This window comes from Pseudomonas sp. S30, from assembly GCF_016518545.1.
Lineage (GTDB): Bacteria > Pseudomonadota > Gammaproteobacteria > Pseudomonadales > Pseudomonadaceae > Aquipseudomonas.
On the sequence record NZ_JACVTO010000021.1, the window covers coordinates 37,418 to 57,462 of the forward strand.

Below are 20,045 nucleotides of genomic sequence, written 5' to 3' on the forward strand. Positions count from 1 at the left end.
GCTTAGCGGACGAATGCCTACCTGCAGAAACGCCTCAGCCTGTGTACAATGCGTCGATACTTCGGTCCTTTTTCAACCCCAGGACTTGCCAGCCACCCTGCGACCGGTATTACAGTCGAGACTCCCTGGCCGATCCCTTGTGCTCGAGCGCCCATGAACGAACAGCTGCAACCTCTGAAGAAGCCTGCGCGCCCTGCCAAGGCCGGCCGTAGCGGCACCCAGGACGACATCGTCTACGCACACATCTTCGAGGCCATCCTCGAACAGCGGCTGGCGCCGGGTACCAAGCTGAGCGAGGAAGCACTGGGCGAGATCTTCGGCGTCAGTCGCACCATCATCCGCCGCGCGTTGTCGCGCCTGGCCCATGAAAGCGTGGTGCTGCTGCGGCCCAATCGCGGCGCGGTGGTCGCCAGCCCGACGGTGGAAGAGGCGCGCCAGGTGTTCTTCTCGCGGCGCATGGTCGAGCGTGCCATCACCGAACTGGCCGTGCAGCATGCCAGTGCCGAACAGCTCGGCGAGCTGCGGCAGATGGTGCGTGAGGAGCGCGACAGCTTTTCCCGCGGCGACCGCGGGGCCGGCATTCGCCTGTCCGGGGAATTCCATCTCAAGCTGGCCGAGGCCGCCGGCAACGCACCGCTGATCAGCTTCCAGCGCAGCCTGGTCTCGCAGACCTCGCTGATCATCGCCCAGTACGAAAGCGGTAACCGCTCGCACTGCTCGTACGATGAGCACCTGCAACTGATCGACGCCATCGAGGCGCGAGATACCGAGCGTGCGGTGAGCCTGATGATGCACCACATGGACCATATCGACAGCAAGCTCAACCTCGACGAAGACAGCGCCTCCGATGACTTGCACGCGGTCTTTTCGCACCTGCTGAAAAAACCCAAGGCGGCGCTCAAGTCCTGAGCCGGGGCACGCGACTCAGGCTGGTCTGTGCAGACTTCGTACCCGGTGACAGTGCGCTGAAGATGGCTGGGCGTCGCCAGCCGCAAGTGCCTTGCCTGAACGCTGTCGGCAGTTTCGAAGCACAGCCCAGGCACGCCATCGCCCGGCGCGTGCGTTAAGCCACTACCACTGCTCGAGGCGGCTGGCAGTCCAGATTGACAGCTTGTCAACCTGGAGCCGACCACATGCAGCCACTCGATCATCTTCTCGAAACCCTGCCCTGTGCACAGGGCAACGAGCCCGAACCCGTAGCAGCCGAGATGCAGCAGGCCTTGGACGAGCTGCGCAAGGCGCTGGCCGACGCCGATGACCCGATTCTGTGCCTGAACCAGACGATAATGGCCCTCGACGCGCTGGCGCTCGGCGATGACCACTGGACCACGGTGCTTCCCGACGCGTTGCGCGCACACGGACCGCTCGCCGAGCAGCATGCCGATCACTGGCGCGAAGCGGCGCGACAACTGGCCGTGTCACAGGCCGAGGAGTACACCGAACTGCTGAATCTGGGTAGTCAACCGGCACGTTATCCGCGTCAGTTGCTCGACGACCGCCAGCAGCTTCACCAGGCGCGCCTGCATGCGCGCTTTGGCCAGGCCGCGCCAGATGAGGCTCGCCTCAAACCCTGGCGCACCCTGCTCGCCGACCGACAGGCTGCCTGGAAGCGCGCGCGCGAGATCATCCTGGCCGAGCCGGAAACCTGGCGGCAGGCCGCGAGTCGGCTCGCTACCGTCACAGTGCAGGCGATGCGTGCCGAATCGGCACTGCAAGCCCTGGAGACGGATCAACCCGCCAGCGACCTGTTCGCCGCGGATGGACAGATCCAGTGGCTGGCGGTCGAGGCCGCACAACAGCGGTTACCTGGGGTGTGGGTGATGACCGAGCGGCACGCGTGGTCGACCGGCCGGCGTGATCGGCCGCTGTGGATCTGGATGCAGGGCGAAGGGGGTGGCCTGGCCTGTGCAGGGGAGCGTGACGAGGTGCTCGACCGTCTGGCCTTCACCTTGCGCGAAGGCGCACTGCCGGCGGCGGCCGCATTGCCGGATCTCGAGCCAGACCAGGACCAGGCGCTGCGTCTGGTGGCGGTCGAGCAAGGCTTGCCCGAGCTGCTGGCGGCTACACTGGAGCACTGGCTGGCGGACCTGGCCAGCGCCACCCCCGAGCTTCACGAACAGCGCCTGGAGCTGGCGCGCGCAGCATTGGCGGTGCCAGCCGACACCTGCCGCCAGGTGGCCCTGAGCCTGGCCGAGCGACAATGGCAGGCAGATGCCCTGATCGAATATCTACCCTCCTGGGTGCTGTCGCGCAGCGATGCGCAACGCGCGGAGTATGCCCGTAGCCTGCAGGAATATCATGGTGCCGCGCTGGCGCTGGAGTTCCATCTGCTTGGCGAGGCGCCAGCGTTTTCGACCTGGGCAGGGAATTTGCTCAAGGCGCGTATCCAGAAGGACCTGGGCATCGAACTGGAGATCGACGAGATCCTGTTGTGGCGCCCCGATCCGACCATGGACCTGTCGTTGCCGTATCTGCCGAGCACGGTGGCCGAGGTGGCCTGTGAAAGCTTCGACCCAGACAGCGACGAAGAATACACCCGCCTGGATCTGGCGCGTTGGCATATAGAAGGCATCGACCACGATTACCTGGCGCGGGTATTGCCAGAGCTCGATCCGCTCAAGCAGTACGAGCGCAAGCTGCGCGCGTTGTTCGAGCCGGAGTCGGCCGACGACCTGGAGCGCTTGCGGCGGCCATACATGCTCGAGCTCAAACTGCTGGCCCTGTCCGAGTACTGGCGGGGCAATCTGAGCGAGCGTGGCTCGCGGATGCTCGCACAGGCTGCCGAGGCGACTACGCGCGAGGCCTTGGAGGCGCTGGGCATGCGCCTGCACTGGCTGGTGGTGCACTCGACCCAGGAGTTGGGTGACACCCTCGAAGGCGCATCGGCGCTGGTCGACGCGCAGGGGCATGCGTTGATCCACCTGCCGGATGCAACGACCCACGTGCGACTGATCGAACGTGACAGCCTCGAGGAGGCCCTGGCCTACCTGGCGTCGTGCATTGCCAGCACGCCGCAACTGGCGCTGTACGTCGCCCAGCGCAGCGGCACGCGCCCCTCCGCACTGCTGAGCTATCTGCAGGAGGCGGCGCTGCGCGGCTACAGCGGATACCTTCGCAGCGTGCCCACGCTGGAGCAGAGCCTGGTGGGCGTGCGATTGGCCGGGCGCTGCAACAGGCTGATCAATCAGGCCAGGGAAAAGGGCCGCAGTCAGTTCGGCATCCGCCTGGACAATACCCATGCCAGCCACCTGCGCCACGTCGGCTACGTGTGGCTGGCCCTGGGGGTGGTTCCTGGGCTGGGGACCTGGCAGAGCGTCACCGCAATCTACGATGGCGCTCAGGAGGTCGTCGAATCCTGGCGCAGTGGCGACAGCATCCAGATGATTCGCGGTACGCTGAGTGTCGCCCTGGGCCTGATCGATATCCTCATGACGGTCATCCCGGTGGGGTCATCGCTGTCGGCGGTGCGCCGGATCGTTCGCCAGGCCGTGCGCCAGCGGATGCTGAGCCAGCCGTGGCGTGGCTACGCCAGCGGGCAGCTGCTCCACGGCGCCGAGCCGTTGCGAGGGATCGACAGCGGTACCTGGCGCCAGCACGGCAAGCAGTACATCTGGCAGGACTCCCGGGCCTATGAGGTCTACCGTCGCAGTGGCGAGGCGACGTTGCGTCTGCGTGCCACGCCTGGCCGATTGTACGAAGCGCCGGTACGCCGGGAAGGGGCGCGCTGGGTCATGCACACCGATGTCGGCTTGCGCGGTGGTGGCGGCAGGTTGACCGATGCCGAGCGCGTTTTCGCCGACTGGGGCCCAAATAGCCGACACCGGCCCTTTCGCGGCTTAACCCGTGCCAGCGCGCTGCATCGAGGACGTCAAGCGCTGGCGCGCTACGATTTCCCCGACAACCAGCGTCGGGTCGAGTTCGCCTATGCGCTGGTACAGGACGGCGTAGCCCCGGACTGGGCCACGCAATACCTGCGTACCGGTGCTCATCCGGTCCAGCCGGTCCCCCTCGACGGCTGGGAAGTCGTGCGCTGGAACCTGGGGCCAGGCGACACGGTGAGGTCAGGCGCGCGCGGCCGGGTGGACGTCACCTTCGCCGGTGCCGGCCAGACGAGCGTGCCAGGCGTGCGGATAGCCGGTCACTACTATCCGATCCTGCCAGGGGTCGAACTGGACAACATGGTGCATGTGCGTCCGTCCGGTACGCTGCCCACCACCCTGGCTCGACTCGACGAACTGATCGCGCGTGGCGCAGGCCCGATTCGCGTCACCTTGGGTGATTCGCCGGCCGAGGCAGCCAGGGTACTGGGCGGCTATACCGAAACCTTCGGCCAGCGCCTGGCGACACGTTTCCCCTCGCTCAGCGAGCACAGTCGAGCGGCGCTGGGCGAGCACCTGTTCAGGCAAGCGGAGCCGGCCACGCAGAACCTGACCCATACTCGCCTGGTGCAGTTGCAGCGGCGCCTGGCCGATTCGCACCTGGAGCCCTTGCGCGAGCTGGCAGCCACGCCGATCGATCGAGCATCGCGTCAGCTGGCGTTGCAATCGCGCACTGGCGCGTTCCAGCAGTTGGCCTGGCGGTTGCAACCGAGCGAGAACCAGGCCCTGCGCGAAGCATTGGCCGGGCTCGATTCACGGGCCTTCGACACGGTCATGCGCGAGGTACTCAGCGCTCGCGGATACCAGATCCTGCACAGCGTGGGTCCGGCACAAAATCACCTGATCATCTTCCGTCGCACGGGCTTGCCGCAGGTCTACGTACTCTTGCAGGAGCGCACGATGGGTCAGCTGTCGCTGCAAGGCGCCAATGGCCTGGTGCTGCTCAGCGAGCCGTGGCTGGACATGGTCATCGCCAACATCCAGGACATGCGTCTTGCCGGTTTGCTGCGCCTGGCCCGCCGCCAGGGCACGCTGCGACCGCTGCTGGGCGGTGTGCATCTGGAGGGGACAAGCGACAGCCTGTTGGTGTGGGAGCGAACGGTCGTCACCCTGGGCGATCAGGCCCCGCTGGGCAATCTGAGGAACTGGCGACACGAGCTGCGGGCGCTGGGCCCTGGCGATCGGGAGCTGATTCCGGGCTCGGGTCTGTACGGCATCGCTGGGGAGCCCAGCGTGATCGGTGCCAGGGTCAGTGGCCGCTACCTGCCGGTGTTCCCTGTCGAGCAGCAGAGTCGCGTGCTGCTGACTCGTTCGTCCAGTCTGCGCAATGCCTTGACCTTCGATGACCTGGAACGCTGTCTGCGTGAACGCTTCACCGAGCAGCCCTGGATCGTGGTGCGCGGCAACGAAGGGTGGAGCGTGCGCCGACCACTGTTCAGCGCGCCGCTGGAGCGCCGCGTTGGCCGTGCTCGGCCCGGACTGACGCGACAGAGCGCGTTGAACGCCGGTCGCCATGTGTTCGAGCGCGCCGAGGGCAGCGATCATCAGCGTCTGCTCTATCTGGAAAACGTCACCAGTGGCTGGGCTTACGGCACGCGTCCGGTGGACGCCCTGGCCGACCCCTTGCTGATTCTGCGTGAGCAGGTGCCCACCGGGCTGCAGGGCGGTGAGGCCTGGCACCTGGCGCTGTCGATCGACACCGTCAGCGCAACGCCGGGGCAGTTCTACCTCAGCCCCACGAGTCCACATAGCCAACGCCTGCTGGCTGCGGTAAGCGGCTCGCGCATGCGGCGCATGGCCCCCAACCTGATCGATGACATGCTCGTCGAGTACGGCCTGACTCGGCAGCACCGCGCAGGCACCGTGGCGTTGTATCACCAGCCTGGCACCGAGCGCAGCTACCTGGTGGCGCTGGCGACCACCGAGCGTGCAGGGGTCGAGTTCGCTTTCCATGACGGGCGAGCCTTGCTGTCCGAAGACTGGCTGGGCCACTGGCGACAGCAACTGCCGGCCGAGGCCGAGCGCTTGCTGCAACAGGCGCAGGCGCGCGGACGGCTCGAAAGACTGGTGGCCGTGTTGTGCCTGCAGCCGGGTCCGCATGCAGGACAGGTGGCGGTCATCCGCCTGGCACCCTTCTGAGGTCAGCGCTGGTGCACCCGACGACCGGCCGCGTAGGTTTCACGCACGGTGCGGTCGTCGCCCAGGGTGGTGAGCACGAACAGGGTTTCCTCGATGCTGCGCGACTGCTGCAGGCGGTAGTCCAGCAACGGGGTAGCCTTGTAGTCGAGCACCACGAAATCGGCGTCGTTGCCGGGGCGCAGGCTGCCGATGCGGTCGTCCAGGCGTAGCGCCCGGGCACCGCCCAGGGTGGCCAGGTACAGCGATTTGTACGGGTGCAGGCGCACGTCCTGCAACTGCATCACCTTGTAGGCTTCGTTCAGGGTATCGAGCAACGAGAAGCTGGTGCCGGCGCCAACGTCGGTGCCCAGGCCCACATTGACCTTGAAGCGCTCGGCTTGGGGCAGGTTGAACAGCCCGCTGCCCAGGAACAGGTTCGAGGTCGGGCAGAAGGCGATGGCCGAACCCGTCTCGGCCAGGCGCTGGCATTCCTCGTCGCACAGGTGCACGCCGTGGGCGAACACCGAGCGCTCGCCGAGCAGTTCGAAGTGGTCGTAGACGTCCAGGTAGCCCTTGCGCTCCGGGAACAGCGCCTTGACCCAGTCGATTTCCTTGAGGTTTTCCGACAGGTGCGTGTGCAGATACACGCCGGGATGCTCCTTGAGCAGGCGACCGGCCGCGGCCAGCTGCTCGGGGGTGCTGGTGGGCGCGAAGCGGGGCGTGACCGCGTAGTGCAGGCGCCCCTTGCCATGCCAGCGCTGGATCAACGCCTTGCTGTCGGCATAACCGGATTCGGCGGTGTCGGTGAGGTAGTCGGGGGCGTTGCGGTCCATCATCACCTTGCCGGCGATCAAGCGCAGGTCCAGGCGCTCGGCCTCCTCGAACAGCGCGTCGACCGACTCGGGATGGACGCTGCCGAACACCAGCGCCGTGGTGGTGCCATTGCGCAGCAGTTCCTGGAGGAAGATCTTCGCTACCTGATCGGCATGGGCTTTGTCGGCGAACTGCCGCTCGCAGGGGAAGGTGTAGGTATTGAGCCAGTCGAGCAGTTGCTCGCCGTAGGAACCGATCATGCCGGTCTGCGGGAAATGGATGTGGGTGTCGATGAAGCCCGGCGTGATCAGCGCGTCCTGGTGATGCACCACCTCGATGTCGGCGGCCAGCGTCGGCAGCAGTTCGGCCGCGTGGCCGATGGCCGCGATACGGCCCTGATCGATGACCAGCAGGCCGTCTTCATAGTACTCATGGGACGCCTCCAGCCCGACTTCGGCGGGGTCGGCGATGCTGTGCAGGAGGGCGGCGCGGTAGGCTTTGCGGGTGGCGGTCATGAAACGCTCGTCAAATGGCGTGGCTGCGCCGGGCGGGCGGCAGCAACTGGGCAATGGGGCCTGCGTTGGCACCAGCGTCGTGCTGGCCGAAACAGGCGTTGTAGGTGGCGATGATTTCGCCGGCGATGGAAATCGCGATCTCGATGGGCAGCTTGCCCTTGACCTGCGCCAGCCCCATGGGGCAGCGCATGCGCGCCAGCACGGCGTCATCGTAGCCGCGCTCGCGCAAGCGGTGCTCGAACTTGACCCGCTTGGTCTTCGAGCCGATCAGGCCGAACCAGGCGAAGTCGTTGCGCGCGAGAATGGCAGCGCTCAGCTCCAGGTCGAGCTGATGGTTGTGGGTCATGACGATGCAGTAGCTGCCGACCGGCAGCTCGGCCACTTCGTCGACCGGCTCCTCGCTGATCACCTGGGTCACCCCCTGGGGCATCAGCGGCGGAAATTCCTGCGCCCGCGCATCGATCCAGCGCACCCGACAGGGCAGCGCGGCGAGCAAGGGTACCAGAGCGCGGCCGACATGACCCGCACCGAACACGGCGATCTGCGCCTGCACCGGTGCCATGGGCTCGAACAGCAGCACGGTCGCGCCGCCACAGCATTGGCCCAGGCTGGCGCCGAGGCTGAAACGCTCCAGGTGCGGTGTGCTGCGCCGCTCGGCGAGCATCTGCCGGGCGATGTGCAGCGCCTTGAACTCAAGGTGCCCGCCGCCGATGGTGTCGAACAGCGCGTTGGCGCCGACCACCATCTTCGAGCCGGCGTTGCGCGGCGTCGAGCCACGCTCCTCGATGATGGTCACCAGGATGCAGGGCTCTCCGCGGGACTGGTGGTCGGCGAGGGCATTGATCCATTCGTGCATGATGCAACCTCTCTTGGCCATGGGGCACAAGTCCGAGCGCCGATGAACAGGCGCCCACAGGGCCTGGCGTCGTCAGTGGGCCACGGTTTCCAGTTCCGCGTCGGCAGGTCGTGCGTCACGCGCCGCCTGGCGCATCTGTTCGCAGCCCCACAGCACGCGCTCGGGGGTGGCCGGCGCATCGATTCGCGGCTGCACCTTGTAGTCGGCCAGGCTGGCTACCGCATCCTTGATCGCGCACCAGGCCGCGATGCCGAGCATGAACGGCGGCTCGCCCACGGCCTTGGAGTGGAACACGGTGTCCTCGGGGTTCTTGCGGTTCTCCACCAGCTTCACCCGCAGGTCCAGCGGCATGTCCGCCACGGCGGGAATCTTGTAGCTGGCCGGGCCGTTGGTCACCAGCTTGCCCTTGGCGTTCCACACCAGCTCTTCGGTGGTCAGCCAGCCCATGCCCTGGATGAAGCCGCCCTCGACCTGGCCGATGTCGATGGCCGGGTTCAGCGAGTCGCCCACGTCGTGGAGGATGTCGGCCCGCAGCATCTTGTACTCGCCGGTGAGGGTATCGATCACCACCTCGACACAGGCTGCGCCAAAGGCGAAGTAGTAGAACGGCCGGCCGCGGGCCTGGCTGCGGTCGTAATGGATCTTCGGCGTGCGGTAGAACCCGGTGCTCGACAGCGACACCTGGCCGAAGTACGCCTGCTGCACCAACTGCTCGAAACTCAGCAGCTGGTCGCGCACGCGCACGTGGCCATTGCGGAACTCGATGTCTTCCTCCGTTACCTGGTAGTGCCGGGCGGCGAATTCGGTGAGCCGGCGCTTGAGGGTCTCGGCGGCGTTCTGCGCCGCCTTGCCATTGAGGTCGGCGCCATTGGAGGCGGCGGTAGGCGAGGTGTTGGGCACCTTGTCGGTGTTGGTGGCGGTGATCTGGATGCGCGCGATATCGACCTGGAACACCTGCGCCACCACCTGGGCCACCTTGGTGTTGAGGCCCTGGCCCATTTCCGTGCCGCCGTGGTTCAGGTGGATGCTGCCGTCGGTGTAGATGTGGATCAGCGCACCGGCCTGGTTGAGGAAGGTGGCCGTGAAGGAGATGCCGAACTTCACCGGCGTGAGGGCCAGGCCTTTTTTCAGAATCGGGCTGGCGGCGTTGAAGCGGCGAATCGCCTCGCGGCGCTCGGCATAGTCGCTGCTGGCCTCGAGTTCAGCGGTCATTTCCTCGAGCAGGTTGTGTTCCACGGTCTGGTAGTAATGGGTGACGTTGCGCTCGTGCTTGCCGTAGTAGTTGGCCTTGCGCACGGCCAGCGGATCCAGGCCCAGGTGGCGGGCGATATGGTCCATGACCTGCTCGATGGCGACCATCCCCTGGGGGCCGCCGAAGCCGCGGTAGGCGGTGTTCGAGGCCGTGTGGGTCTTGCAGCGATGGCCGTTGACCGTGGCATCGCCCAAGTAATAGGCGTTGTCGGCATGGAACATGGCGCGGTCGACGATCGAGCCGGAAAGGTCCGGCGAGTAGCCGCAGTTGCCGGCCAGGTCGAGCTCGATGCCGTGCAGCCGGCCCTCGGCATCGAAGCCGACGTCGTATTCCACGTAGAAGGGGTGGCGCTTGCCGGTCATGGTCATGTCTTCGACCCTGGGCAGGCGCATCTTGGTCGGCTGCCCGGTCAGGCGCGCGATCACCGCGCACAGGCACGCAGGGCTGGCCGCCTGGGTCTCCTTGCCGCCGAAGCCGCCGCCCATGCGGCGCATGTCCAGCACCACCTTGCTCATGGGGATGTCCAGCACTTCGGCCACCAGCTTCTGCACCTCGGTCGGGTTCTGCGTCGAGCAGTACACCAGCATGCCGCCGTCCTCGGTGGGCATGACCGAGGAAATCTGGGTTTCCAGGTAGAAGTGCTCCTGGCCGCCGATGTGCAAGGTACCTTGCAGACGATGCGTGGCGCCGGCCAGGGCGGCGGCCGAATCGCCGCGCCGGTGGGTGTGGCTGTCGAGCACGAAATGCTTTTCACGCAGGGCCTGGACCACGTCCAGCACTGGTTCCAGGTCTTCGTACTCGATCAGCGCCGCCTGCGCCGCGCGGCGTGCGGTGTCCAGGTCGCAGGCGGCCACGGCGAGCACCGGCTGGCCGAAGAATTCCACCTTGTCGATGGCCAGCAGCGGATCGCCCGCCACTATCGGGCCAATGTCCTTCAGGCCTGGGATGTCCTCGTGGGTGATGACGATGCGCACGCCCTCGAAGGCGTAGCAGGGCGTGGTATCGATGCGCAGGATGCGTGCGTGGGCGCGGTCGGCGGTGCGCGCGTACACATGCAGCTGATTGGGAAATTCCAGGCGGTCGTCGATGTACTGGGCCTCGCCCGAGACATGCTTGTCGGCGCTCTCATGGCGCACGCTGCGACCCACGCCGCTGGTCAGGTCCTGGGCGAACAGCTCGGCCATCTCGGCCTGGCTCTTGACGATGTGATGGTTAGACATAAGCGGTCACCCGCGTCTCGATGGACGGCGATTGCTCTTCGATGAAGTACTTGCGCAGCAGGTTCTGCGCGGTGAGCAGGCGGTAGCCCTGGCTGGCGCGAAAATCGCTCAGCGGGCTGAAATCCTCGGCCAGCGCCTGGCAGGCGCGCTCGACCGTGGCCTGGCGCCAAGGCTGGCCGAGCAGGGCGGCCTCGCAGGCACGCGCACGTTTGGGAATCGCCGCCATGCCGCCGTAGGCGATGCGCGCCTCGGCGACCACGCCCTGGTCGATGCGCAGGTTGAAGGCGGCGCACACCGCCGAGATATCGTCGTCCAGCCGCTTCGAAACCTTGTAGGCGCGGAAGGTCCATGCCGGGCGCGCACGCGGCACGCGAATGGTTTCGATGAATTCTCCGTCCTGGCGGGCGGTGACGCGGTAGTCGATGAAGTAGTCTTCCAGCGCCAGGGTACGCTGGCGCTGGCCCTGGCGCAGGACGATGCGGGCGTCGAGGGCGATCAGCAGCGGCGGTGAGTCGCCGATCGGCGAGGCGTTGCTGATGTTGCCGCCCAGGGTGCCCTGGTTGCGGATCTGCAGCGAGGCGAAGCGTTGCAGCAGGGCGCCGAAGTCCGGGTATTCGGCGTTCAACGCATCGTAGCAATCGGTGAGCGCGGTGGCGGCGCCGATCTCCAGGTGCGTGGCGTCGATGTCGATGCGCTTGAGCTCTGCGACATGGCCGACATGGATCATCACCGGCAAGGTCTTGTGCATCTGCGTCACTTCCAGTGCCAGGTCGGTGCCGCCGGCGAGCAGCCGCGCTTCGGGATGCGCGCTATAGAGGTCGGCCAGGTCGGCGACGGTCAGCGGCACCAGGCAGCGCTTGTCGCCGCTGTTCAACTCAGCGGTCTGGCGTGGGGCGATGGCTTGCAGGCGGGCGATGGTCTGCGCCTGTTCGGCGTCGAACTGGTCGGGGCAGGAGTGAGAGCAGCTGCGCTCGGCGGCGTCGAGGATCGGCCGGTAACCGGTACAGCGGCACAGGTTGCCGGCCAGGGCCTCGTGCGCCTGGTGGCGGTCGGGGCCGTCGCTGTTCTTCTGCAAGGCGAACAGCGACATGACGAAGCCTGGGGTGCAGAAACCGCATTGCGAACCATGGCAGTCGGCCATGGCTCGTTGCACGCTGTGCAACTGGCCCTGATGCTTGAGCCCCTCGACGCTGATGAGCTGCTTGCCGTGCAGGGCAGAGACGAAGGTCAGGCAGGCATTCAGGCTGCGATAGCGCAGGGTGTCCCTGCCCTGGGCGTCGTGCGACAGCTCGCCGACCACCACGGTACAGGCGCCGCAGTCGCCGCTGGCGCAGCCTTCCTTGGTGCCGGTCTTGCCCAGCTGTTCACGCAGGTACTGGAGCACCGTCATGTTCGGGTCCAGCGCCTGTTCGCTGCGCAGCGTCTGGTTGACGAGAAACTGGATCACGGGAATGCCTCGCAGGGTTTTCTTGTTGTTCGAGCGACTCTAAGCAGGCGCTGACCCTGGGGTCAATAAAATTCTGACCCAAAGGTCAGGATTTTGCGCGTGCAGCAGGTGCGTCACTCGATTCAGCCTTGTTCCAAGCATAGATCGCGCCGAGTCGCCGCGCTGACCGGCAAGTCGCACAAACCCGTGCGTGGCGCTGCGCGGTTGCCTGGCGAGTGCGCTACAATCGCGCGCTTGTGCACCGTTTTCGACTCTGGTTTCGACTTCCAAGGACCCCCATGACGTTCAAGGCGCCTGACAGCCTCTGCGAGCAGATCGCTCACTACCTGGCCGAGCGGATCATCCGCGGTGAGCTCGTGCCCGGCGAACGCATCCAGGAGCAGAAGGTCACCCAGGCGCTCAACGTCAGTCGCGGCTCGGTGCGCGAAGCGCTGCTGATCCTCGAACGGCGCCATCTGATCGCCATCCTGCCGCGCCGTGGCGCCCATGTCACCGAGCTGGACGAGCGCAGCGTGCGCAGCCTGTGCGCGCTGATGGGCGAGCTGTACATCCTGCTCGGCTACGCGGTTGCCGAACACTGGCGCAGCGACGCCGACCTGCTGCCGTTCCTGGCTATCCAGCAGCGCCTGCACCAGGCCCGCGTCGCCCAGGACATCGAAGCCTTCGTCGCCGACAGTTTCGCGGTGATGCGCGCGGCCTATCCGTTCGCCGCCAACCCGTACCTGCAGGAAACCGTCGAGAACCTGCAGCCGGCCATGAGCCGCGCCTACTACCTGGCCCTGGACCAACGCCAGGCCAACATGGACGACTACCTCGAACTGTTCGCCCGTCTGCTCGAAGCCGTGCAGCAGCGCGACATGCCGCGCATCCGCCAGGTGCTGGTCGCCTACTGCCAGCGCAGCTGCGAGCTGGTGCTGGCCGCCCTGGCGCGGGGCTGATCGATGCGCCTGAAGTGCATTCGCCTGGCCGGGTTCAAGTCCTTCGTCGACCCCACCACGGCCAACTTCCCCAGCAACATGGCCGCCGTGGTCGGGCCCAACGGCTGCGGCAAGTCCAACATCATCGACGCGGTGCGCTGGGTGATGGGTGAAAGCTCGGCGAAGAACCTGCGTGGCGAATCGATGACCGACGTCATCTTCAACGGCTCCTCCGGGCGCAAGCCGGTGAGCCAGGCGAGCATCGAGCTGGTGTTCGACAACAGCGACAGCACGCTGGTAGGCGAGTACGCCGCCTATGCGGAGATCTCCATCCGACGCAAGGTCACCCGCGACGCGCAGAACACCTACTACCTCAACGGCACCAAGTGCCGACGCCGGGACATCACCGATATTTTCCTGGGCACCGGCCTCGGACCGCGCAGCTACTCGATCATCGAGCAGGGCATGATCTCCAAGCTGATCGAAGCCAAGCCCGAGGAACTGCGCAACTTCATCGAGGAAGCCGCAGGCATCTCCAAGTACAAGGAGCGCCGCCGCGAAACCGAGAACCGCATTCGTCGCACCCAGGAAAACCTGGCGCGCCTGACCGACCTGCGCGAGGAACTCGAGCGCCAGCTCGAACGCCTGCATCGCCAGGCCCAGGCCGCCGAGAAATACCGCGAATACAAGGCCCAGGAACGCCAGCTCAAGGCGCGCCTGTCCGCCTTGCGCTGGCGCGCCCTGGATGAACGGGTGCGCCAGCGCGAAAGCATCATCGGCGACCAGGAAGTGGCCTTCGAGGCGCTGGTGGCCGAGCAGCGCAATGCCGATGCCAACATCGAGCGCCTGCGCGACGGGCATCACGAGCTGTCCGAACGCTTCAACCAGGTGCAGGGCCGCTTCTATTCGGTGGCCGGCGACATCGCCCGGGTCGAGCAGAGCATCCAGCACGGCCAGCAGCGCCTGCGCCAGTTGCAGGACGATCTCAAGGAAGCCGAGCGCACGCGCCTGGAAACCGAGTCGCACCTGGGCCACGACCGCACCTTGCTGGCCACCCTCGGCGAAGAGCTGACGATGCTCGAACCCGAGCAGGACATGACCCTCGCAGCGGCCGAAGAGTCGGCCGCCACCCTGGAGGAGGCCGAGCAGGGCATGCACGGCTGGCAGGCACAGTGGGACGACTTCACCACCCGCTCGGCCGAGCCGCGGCGCCAGGCCGAGGTCCAGCAGTCCCGGTTGCAGCAGTTGGAAAGCAGCCTGGAGCGCCTGGGCGAGCGTCAGCGCAAGCTCGGCGAGGAACGCGAGCAGTTGGCGGCCGATCCGCAGGATGCGGCGCTGCTCGAAGTGGCCGAACAGGTGCAGGAAAGCGAGCGGCTGCTCGAACAGTGGCAGGCGCAGGAGCAGCAGGTGCTCGACAGCCTCGAAGGCGTACGCGAGACGTTGCAGCGCACCACCCGCGACCTGCAGCAGCGCCAAGGTGACTTGCAGCGCCTGGGTGGCCGCCTGGCCTCGCTCGAAGCCTTGCAGCAGGCCGCCCTGGAGCCGAGCCCCGGCGCTGGGCAATGGCTAGAGGCCCAGGGGCTTGGCGAGCGCCCGCGCCTGGCCGAAGGGCTGCGGGTGGCGCCGGGTTGGGAGCTGGCGGTGGAAACCGTGCTGGGCGCCGATCTGCAGGCGCTACTGGTCGACGAGGTGGCTTCGCTGGACTTCGCAGCGCTCGAGCAGGGCGATGTGCGCCTGCTGCTCGAAGGAGCGGGCGCCTGCCAGGGTGCCATGCCCGGTAGCCTGCTGGACAAGGTCCAGAGCCGTGTCGACCTGAGCCCCTGGCTGGGCCAGGTCGTGCCGGTGGACAGCCTCGAGCAGGCCCTGGCACGGCGTGCCACACTGGCCGCCGGCCAGAGCCTGGTCAGCCGCGACGGCTATTGGGTGGGCCGGCATTTTCTGCGCATCAGTCGTGGCGGCGATGCCCAGGGCGGGGTGTTGGCCCGCGCCCAGGAAATCGAGCGCCTGCAGGCGGAGCACGCCGAGCAGCAGGCCCTGCTCGAACAGCTCGAGGCGCAGGTGCAGGCCCTGGGCGAGCGTCAGCGCGACGAAGAAGCGCAGCGCGAGCAGTTGCGTCGCCACAGCCAGGCGGAAAGTCGCGCCCTCGGCGAGGCCAAGGCACGCTTGTCCGCCGGCCAGGCCCGCGCCGAGCAGTTGGAATTGCGTCGCCGGCGCCTGCATGAGGAGTTTGATGAACTTCAGGAGCAGCGCGCTTTGGAACTCGAGCAATTGGGTGAAGCGCGCCTGATGCTTCAGGATGCCCTGGACCTCATGGCTCAGGACACCGAGCAGCGCGAGCAGTTGCTGGCCAGCCGCGACACCCTGCGCGAGCGCCTGGACCGGGTACGCCAGGAGGCCCGCCAGCACAAGGATCACGCCCATCAGCTGGCCGTGCGCCTGGGCTCGCTGCGCGCCCAGCACGATTCCACCCGTCAGGCGCTGGAGCGGCTGGAGCAGCAGGCCGCGCGCCTGCATGAACGCCAGGAGCAACTGAGCCTGAACCTGGAAGAGGGCGAGGCACCGCTGGAGGAGCTGCGGCTCAAGCTCGAGGAGCTGCTGGAGCGGCGCATGGGCGTCGACGAAGAAATGCGTCAGGCGCGCCTGCACATGGACGAGGCCGACCGCGAGCTGCGTGAGGTCGAGAAGCGCCGCACCCAGGCCGAACAGCAGGCCCAGTTGCTGCGTGGCCAGTTGGAGCAGTCGCGCCTGGAATCCCAGGGCCTGGATGTGCGTCGCAAGACTTTGCAGGAGCAACTGCTCGCCGATGGCTACGACCTCGACGGGGTGCTCGCCACCCTCGAGCCTGAAGCCAGCGAGCAGGGCACCGAGCAGGAACTGGAGCAAACCGAGGCGCGTATCCAGCGCCTGGGGGCGATCAACCTGGCCGCCATCGAGGAGTACGAGCAGCAGTCCGAGCGCAAGCGCTACCTGGATGCGCAGAATGCCGACCTGGTGGAAGCGCTGGATACGCTGGAAAACGTGATCCGCAAGATCGACAAGGAAACCCGCAGTCGCTTCAAGGATACCTTTGATCAGATAAATGCAGGGTTGCAGGCACTTTTTCCAAAAGTTTTCGGCGGTGGCAGCGCTTATCTGGAACTGACGGGCGAAGATTTACTCGATACAGGGGTGACGATCATGGCGCGTCCCCCGGGCAAGAAGAACAGCACCATCCATTTGCTGTCCGGCGGCGAGAAGGCACTGACCGCATTGGCCCTGGTGTTCGCCATCTTCAAGCTGAACCCGGCACCGTTCTGCATGCTCGACGAAGTCGATGCGCCGCTGGACGATGCCAACGTCGGCCGCTACGCCCGGTTGGTGAAGGAGATGAGCGAGACGGTGCAGTTCATCTACATCACCCACAACAAGATCGCCATGGAAATGGCCGACCAGCTGATGGGGGTGACGATGCACGAACCCGGCTGTTCACGTCTTGTTGCAGTTGATGTGGAGGAGGCGATGGCCATGGTCGATGCGTGATACGCGAAGATGGGCCGGTATTTGTGGGTAAATGCGCCTCATCTGAGGGGACAGACGGTGTAAATTGCCGTGGGTCGTGCTAGCTTAACGTCACTCGTTTTGTGCGTGGGTAAAACGCCTGTCAGAACATAGAGTTGGCGCCACGTGTTAAAGGGCTTTCAAGCCTTTGTTTTCAAGCATATTTCTATAGAGGCACGGGATTACATGGAAATCGGTCTGCGCGAGTGGCTGATCGTCATCGGCATCATTGTCATCGCCGGTATTCTTTTCGACGGCTGGCGCCGTATGCGCGGCGGAAAGGGCAAGTTGAAATTCCGTCTGGATCGCAGCTATTCCAACCTGCCGGACGACGAAGGCGGTGCCGAGGTGCTCGGCCCTGCACGCGTACTGGACACGCATAAAGAACCCGAGCTGGACGAATCCGACCTGCCATCGATGAGCGCCCCTGAGCGCGAGCGCGATGCCAAGCCCGTCAAGCCGCCCAAGCGGGGCAAGCGAGCCGCCAGCGAATCCCATTCGCACGAGGCGCCCCTGGTCGCCGAGCCGCGTGAACCCGATCTGTTCGCCGATTCAGGTGACGAAGTCGTCGCTGACACCTCGCGCAACACCGGCTTCGCCAGCGGCAACAATGCCGCGAAGGAACTGCCTCCGGTGGAGGAAGTGCTGGTGATCAGCGTCATTTCTCGTGATGAAGGTGGCTTCCGAGGCCCGGCGCTGTTGCAGAACATCCTCGAAAGCGGCCTGCGTTTCGGCGAAATGGACATCTTCCACCGCCACGAAAGCATGGCCGGTCACGGCGAAGTGCTGTTCTCCATGGCCAACGCCGTCAAGCCAGGAATCTTCGACCTGGACGACATCGATCACTTCAGCACCCGCGCCGTGAGCTTCTTCCTCGGCCTGCCAGGCCCGCGTCATCCCAAGCAGGCCTTCGACGTGATGGTGGCCGCCGCACGCAAGCTGGCACACGAGCTGGACGGCGAACTCAAGGACGATCAGCGCAGTGTGCTGACCGCCCAGACCATCGAGCACTACCGTCAGCGCATCGTCGAGTTCGAGCGCCGCGCGCTGACCCAGAAGCGCTGATCGCACGGTGGACCTGTCGTCCGCCAGGGTTCAAGCACAAGAGCAGCCCCCTCAGGCTGCTTTTTTGTTTTGCAAGAGAAGATGAAAATGAACGCCGAAAACCGAATCCACGAACTGCGCGCCGAGCTGGACCAGCACAACTACCGCTACTATGTGCTGGACGAACCCAGTGTGCCGGATGCCGAATACGACCGGCTGTTCAACGCCCTCAAGGCTCTCGAAGCCGAGCACCCGCACCTGGTCACCCCGGATTCGCCCACCCAGCGGGTCGGCGGCGCGGCGCTGGCCGCCTTTTCCCAGGTGCGCCACGAAATCCCCATGCTCAGCCTGGGCAACGCCTTCGAGGAAGACGACCTGCGCGAGTTCGGCCGCCGTGTGGTGGAAGGGCTCGACCAGGGCGAGGCAGTGGACTACAGCTGCGAGCCCAAGCTCGACGGCCTGGCGGTCAGCCTGCTGTACCGCGACGGCCAGTTGGTGCAGGGCGCCACCCGGGGCGATGGCACCACGGGCGAGGACATCAGCACCAATGTGCGCACCATCCGCAATGTGCCGCTCAAGCTTCACGGCAAGGGCTGGCCCGAGGTGCTGGAGGTGCGCGGCGAGGTGTACATGAGCAAGGCCGGCTTCGAGCGGCTGAACGCCGCCCAGGCCGAGGTCGGCGGCAAGACCTTCGCCAACCCGCGCAACGCCGCGGCCGGCAGCCTGCGCCAGCTCGACTCGAAGATCACCGCCAGCCGCCCGCTGGAGTTCTGCTGCTATGGCGTCGGTCAGACCTCGGCCAGTGTCGGCGACAGCCACATCGCCACGCTCGAACAGCTCAAGGTCTGGGGCCTGCCCATCAGCCCCGAACTCAAGCATGCCGCCGGCATCGAGCAGTGCCTGGCCTATTATCACGACATCGGCGCACGGCGCACGGCGCTGCCCTACGAAATCGACGGCGTGGTGTTCAAGGTCAACAGCCTGGCGTCGCAACGCGAACTGGGCTTCCGCGCCCGCGAGCCGCGCTGGGCGATCGCCCACAAATTCCCGGCCATGGAAGAGCTCACCGAAGTGCTCGACGTCGAGTTCCAGGTGGGCCGCACCGGTGCGGTCACCCCGGTGGCGCGGCTCAAGCCGGTCAAGGTGGCGGGCGTGACCGTGTCCAACGCCACCCTGCACAACATGGACGAGATCGCCCGCCTGGGGCTGCGCATCGGCGATACGGTGATCATTCGCCGTGCCGGCGACGTGATTCCCCAGGTCATGCAGGTGGTGCTCGAGCGCCGTCCAGAAAACGCCCGCGTCGTCGAGGTGCCCAGTGCCTGCCCGGTGTGCGGCTCGCAGGTCGAGCGCACGCAACTGGTCAAGCGCAGCAAGGGGCGCGAGACCACCAGCGAGGGCGCGGTGTACCGCTGCGTCGGTCGCCTGGCCTGTGGCGCGCAGTTGAAGCAGGCGATCATCCATTACGTGTCGCGCCGGGCGCTGGACATCGATGGCCTGGGCGAGAAGAGCGTGGAGCAGCTGGTCGACGAAGGACTGATCCGCTCGCCGGCCGATCTGTACCAGTTGCAGTTCGAGCAGGTGGTCGAGCTCGAAGGCTTCGCCGAGGTGTCCAGCCGCAAGCTGCTGGAAGCCATCAAGGCGAGCAAGACCCCGACCCTGGCGCGCTTCATCTTCGCCCTGGGCATTCCCGATGTCGGCGAGGAAACCGCCAAGGTGCTGGCCCGCTCGCTGGGCAGCCTGGCGCGGGTGCAGGTGGCGCTGCCGCAGGTGCTCACCTACCTGCCCGACATCGGCCTGGAAGTGGCGTACGAGATTCACAACTTCTTCGAGGACGTGCACAACCGCGAAGTGATCGCGCAACTGCTCGCCAGTGGCATGCAGTTGCAGGACGAAGGCGAGCTGGCTGCCGAGTTCGCGGCCAGCACGACACTGGCCGGCATGCTCGCCAAGCTCGACATCCCCTCGGTCGGCCCCACTGGTGCCGAGAAGCTGGTGGACAAGCTCGGCACGCTGGACAAGATCATCGCCGCCGACGGCATCGACCTGCGCCAGGCGCTCAACACCAAGCAGGCCGAAGCGGTGCGCGAGTTCTTCAAGGTCGAGGCCAACCAGCAGCTCGCCCGCGCGATCGAAGCCCAGCTGGCGGACTTCGGCATGCACTGGCACAGCGAGAAGAAGACCGCCGACGGCTTGCCCCTGGCCGGCCAGACCTGGGTGCTGACCGGCACCCTGGAACGCATGAGCCGCGACATCGCCAAGGAGAAGCTGGAAAGCCTGGGGGCCAAGGTGGCCGGCTCGGTGTCCGGCAAGACCCACTGCGTGGTGGCCGGGCCTGGCGCCGGCTCGAAGCTGGCCAAGGCCAGTGAGCTGGGGGTGAAGGTGCTGGACGAGGACGCGTTCGTCGCGTTTCTGGAAGGACAGGGCGTCGCGGTCTGAGTCGCCCTG

General features: G+C 66.2%; 10 protein-coding genes. 6 read left to right on the plus strand and 4 right to left on the minus strand.

The window, feature by feature from the left end; translation table 11 throughout:
* Positions 1-153 precede the first annotated feature (153 nt).
* Positions 154-909: a GntR family transcriptional regulator gene (locus tag IAE34_RS20140; RefSeq protein ID WP_200140708.1), complete on the plus strand. Its 756-nt coding sequence runs from the start codon at positions 154-156 to the stop codon at positions 907-909.
* A gap of 224 nt (positions 910-1,133) precedes the next feature.
* Positions 1,134-6,017 (plus strand): hypothetical protein, encoded by a 4,884-nt coding sequence (locus IAE34_RS20145; protein WP_200140709.1) that lies wholly within the window; start codon positions 1,134-1,136, stop codon positions 6,015-6,017.
* A gap of 2 nt (positions 6,018-6,019) precedes the next feature.
* Here IAE34_RS20145 and guaD read toward each other — a convergent pair whose 3' ends face one another.
* The 4 genes from guaD to xdhA all read right to left on the minus strand — a co-directional run bounded on the left by guaD (position 6,020) and on the right by xdhA (position 12,099).
* Positions 6,020-7,324, minus strand: coding sequence for a guanine deaminase (guaD, locus tag IAE34_RS20150; RefSeq protein WP_200140710.1), 1,305 nt, complete (start codon positions 7,322-7,324; stop codon positions 6,020-6,022).
* Between the two features lie 10 nt (positions 7,325-7,334).
* On the minus strand, positions 7,335-8,180 hold the full coding sequence (gene xdhC, locus IAE34_RS20155) for a xanthine dehydrogenase accessory protein XdhC (RefSeq protein ID WP_200140711.1): 846 nt from the start codon (positions 8,178-8,180) through the stop codon (positions 7,335-7,337).
* A 72-nt stretch (positions 8,181-8,252) separates the two neighbouring features.
* Positions 8,253-10,652: a xanthine dehydrogenase molybdopterin binding subunit gene (gene xdhB, locus IAE34_RS20160; protein WP_200140712.1), complete on the minus strand. Its 2,400-nt coding sequence runs from the start codon at positions 10,650-10,652 to the stop codon at positions 8,253-8,255.
* Positions 10,645-12,099, minus strand: coding sequence for a xanthine dehydrogenase small subunit (gene xdhA / locus IAE34_RS20165; protein WP_200140713.1), 1,455 nt, complete (start codon positions 12,097-12,099; stop codon positions 10,645-10,647). The genes xdhB and xdhA overlap by 8 nt, the downstream gene beginning before the upstream one ends.
* A 278-nt stretch (positions 12,100-12,377) precedes the next feature.
* On the opposite strand from xdhA, the gene IAE34_RS20170 reads away from it, so the two are divergent.
* The 4 genes from IAE34_RS20170 to ligA all read left to right on the plus strand — a co-directional run bounded on the left by IAE34_RS20170 (position 12,378) and on the right by ligA (position 20,036).
* Entirely contained in the window at positions 12,378-13,037 is a 660-nt protein-coding gene (locus IAE34_RS20170) for a GntR family transcriptional regulator (RefSeq protein WP_200140714.1), read from the plus strand.
* Positions 13,038-13,040: 3 nt separating this feature from the next.
* Entirely contained in the window at positions 13,041-16,535 is a 3,495-nt protein-coding gene (gene smc, locus IAE34_RS20175) for a chromosome segregation protein SMC (protein ID WP_200140715.1), read from the plus strand.
* 204 nt (positions 16,536-16,739) lie between these two features.
* Positions 16,740-17,618, plus strand: coding sequence for a cell division protein ZipA (gene zipA / locus IAE34_RS20180; RefSeq protein ID WP_200140716.1), 879 nt, complete (start codon positions 16,740-16,742; stop codon positions 17,616-17,618).
* An 87-nt stretch (positions 17,619-17,705) separates the two neighbouring features.
* Positions 17,706-20,036 carry an NAD-dependent DNA ligase LigA gene (gene ligA, locus IAE34_RS20185; protein ID WP_200140717.1) on the plus strand — a complete coding sequence of 777 codons (2,331 nt, stop codon included), beginning with the start codon at positions 17,706-17,708 and terminating at the stop codon, positions 20,034-20,036.
* Positions 20,037-20,045: the final 9 nt, after the last annotated feature.

Coding starts and splice junctions, on each gene's coding strand:
- IAE34_RS20140 (WP_200140708.1), top strand. CDS start 154: ATGAACGAACAGCTGCAACCTCTGAAGAAGCCTGCGCGCCCTGCCAAG.
- IAE34_RS20145 (WP_200140709.1), top strand. CDS start 1,134: ATGCAGCCACTCGATCATCTTCTCGAAACCCTGCCCTGTGCACAGGGC.
- guaD (WP_200140710.1), bottom strand. CDS start 7,324: ATGACCGCCACCCGCAAAGCCTACCGCGCCGCCCTCCTGCACAGCATC.
- xdhC (WP_200140711.1), bottom strand. CDS start 8,180: ATGCACGAATGGATCAATGCCCTCGCCGACCACCAGTCCCGCGGAGAG.
- xdhB (WP_200140712.1), bottom strand. CDS start 10,652: ATGTCTAACCATCACATCGTCAAGAGCCAGGCCGAGATGGCCGAGCTG.
- IAE34_RS20170 (WP_200140714.1), top strand. CDS start 12,378: ATGACGTTCAAGGCGCCTGACAGCCTCTGCGAGCAGATCGCTCACTAC.
- smc (WP_200140715.1), top strand. CDS start 13,041: ATGCGCCTGAAGTGCATTCGCCTGGCCGGGTTCAAGTCCTTCGTCGAC.
- zipA (WP_200140716.1), top strand. CDS start 16,740: ATGGAAATCGGTCTGCGCGAGTGGCTGATCGTCATCGGCATCATTGTC.
- ligA (WP_200140717.1), top strand. CDS start 17,706: ATGAACGCCGAAAACCGAATCCACGAACTGCGCGCCGAGCTGGACCAG.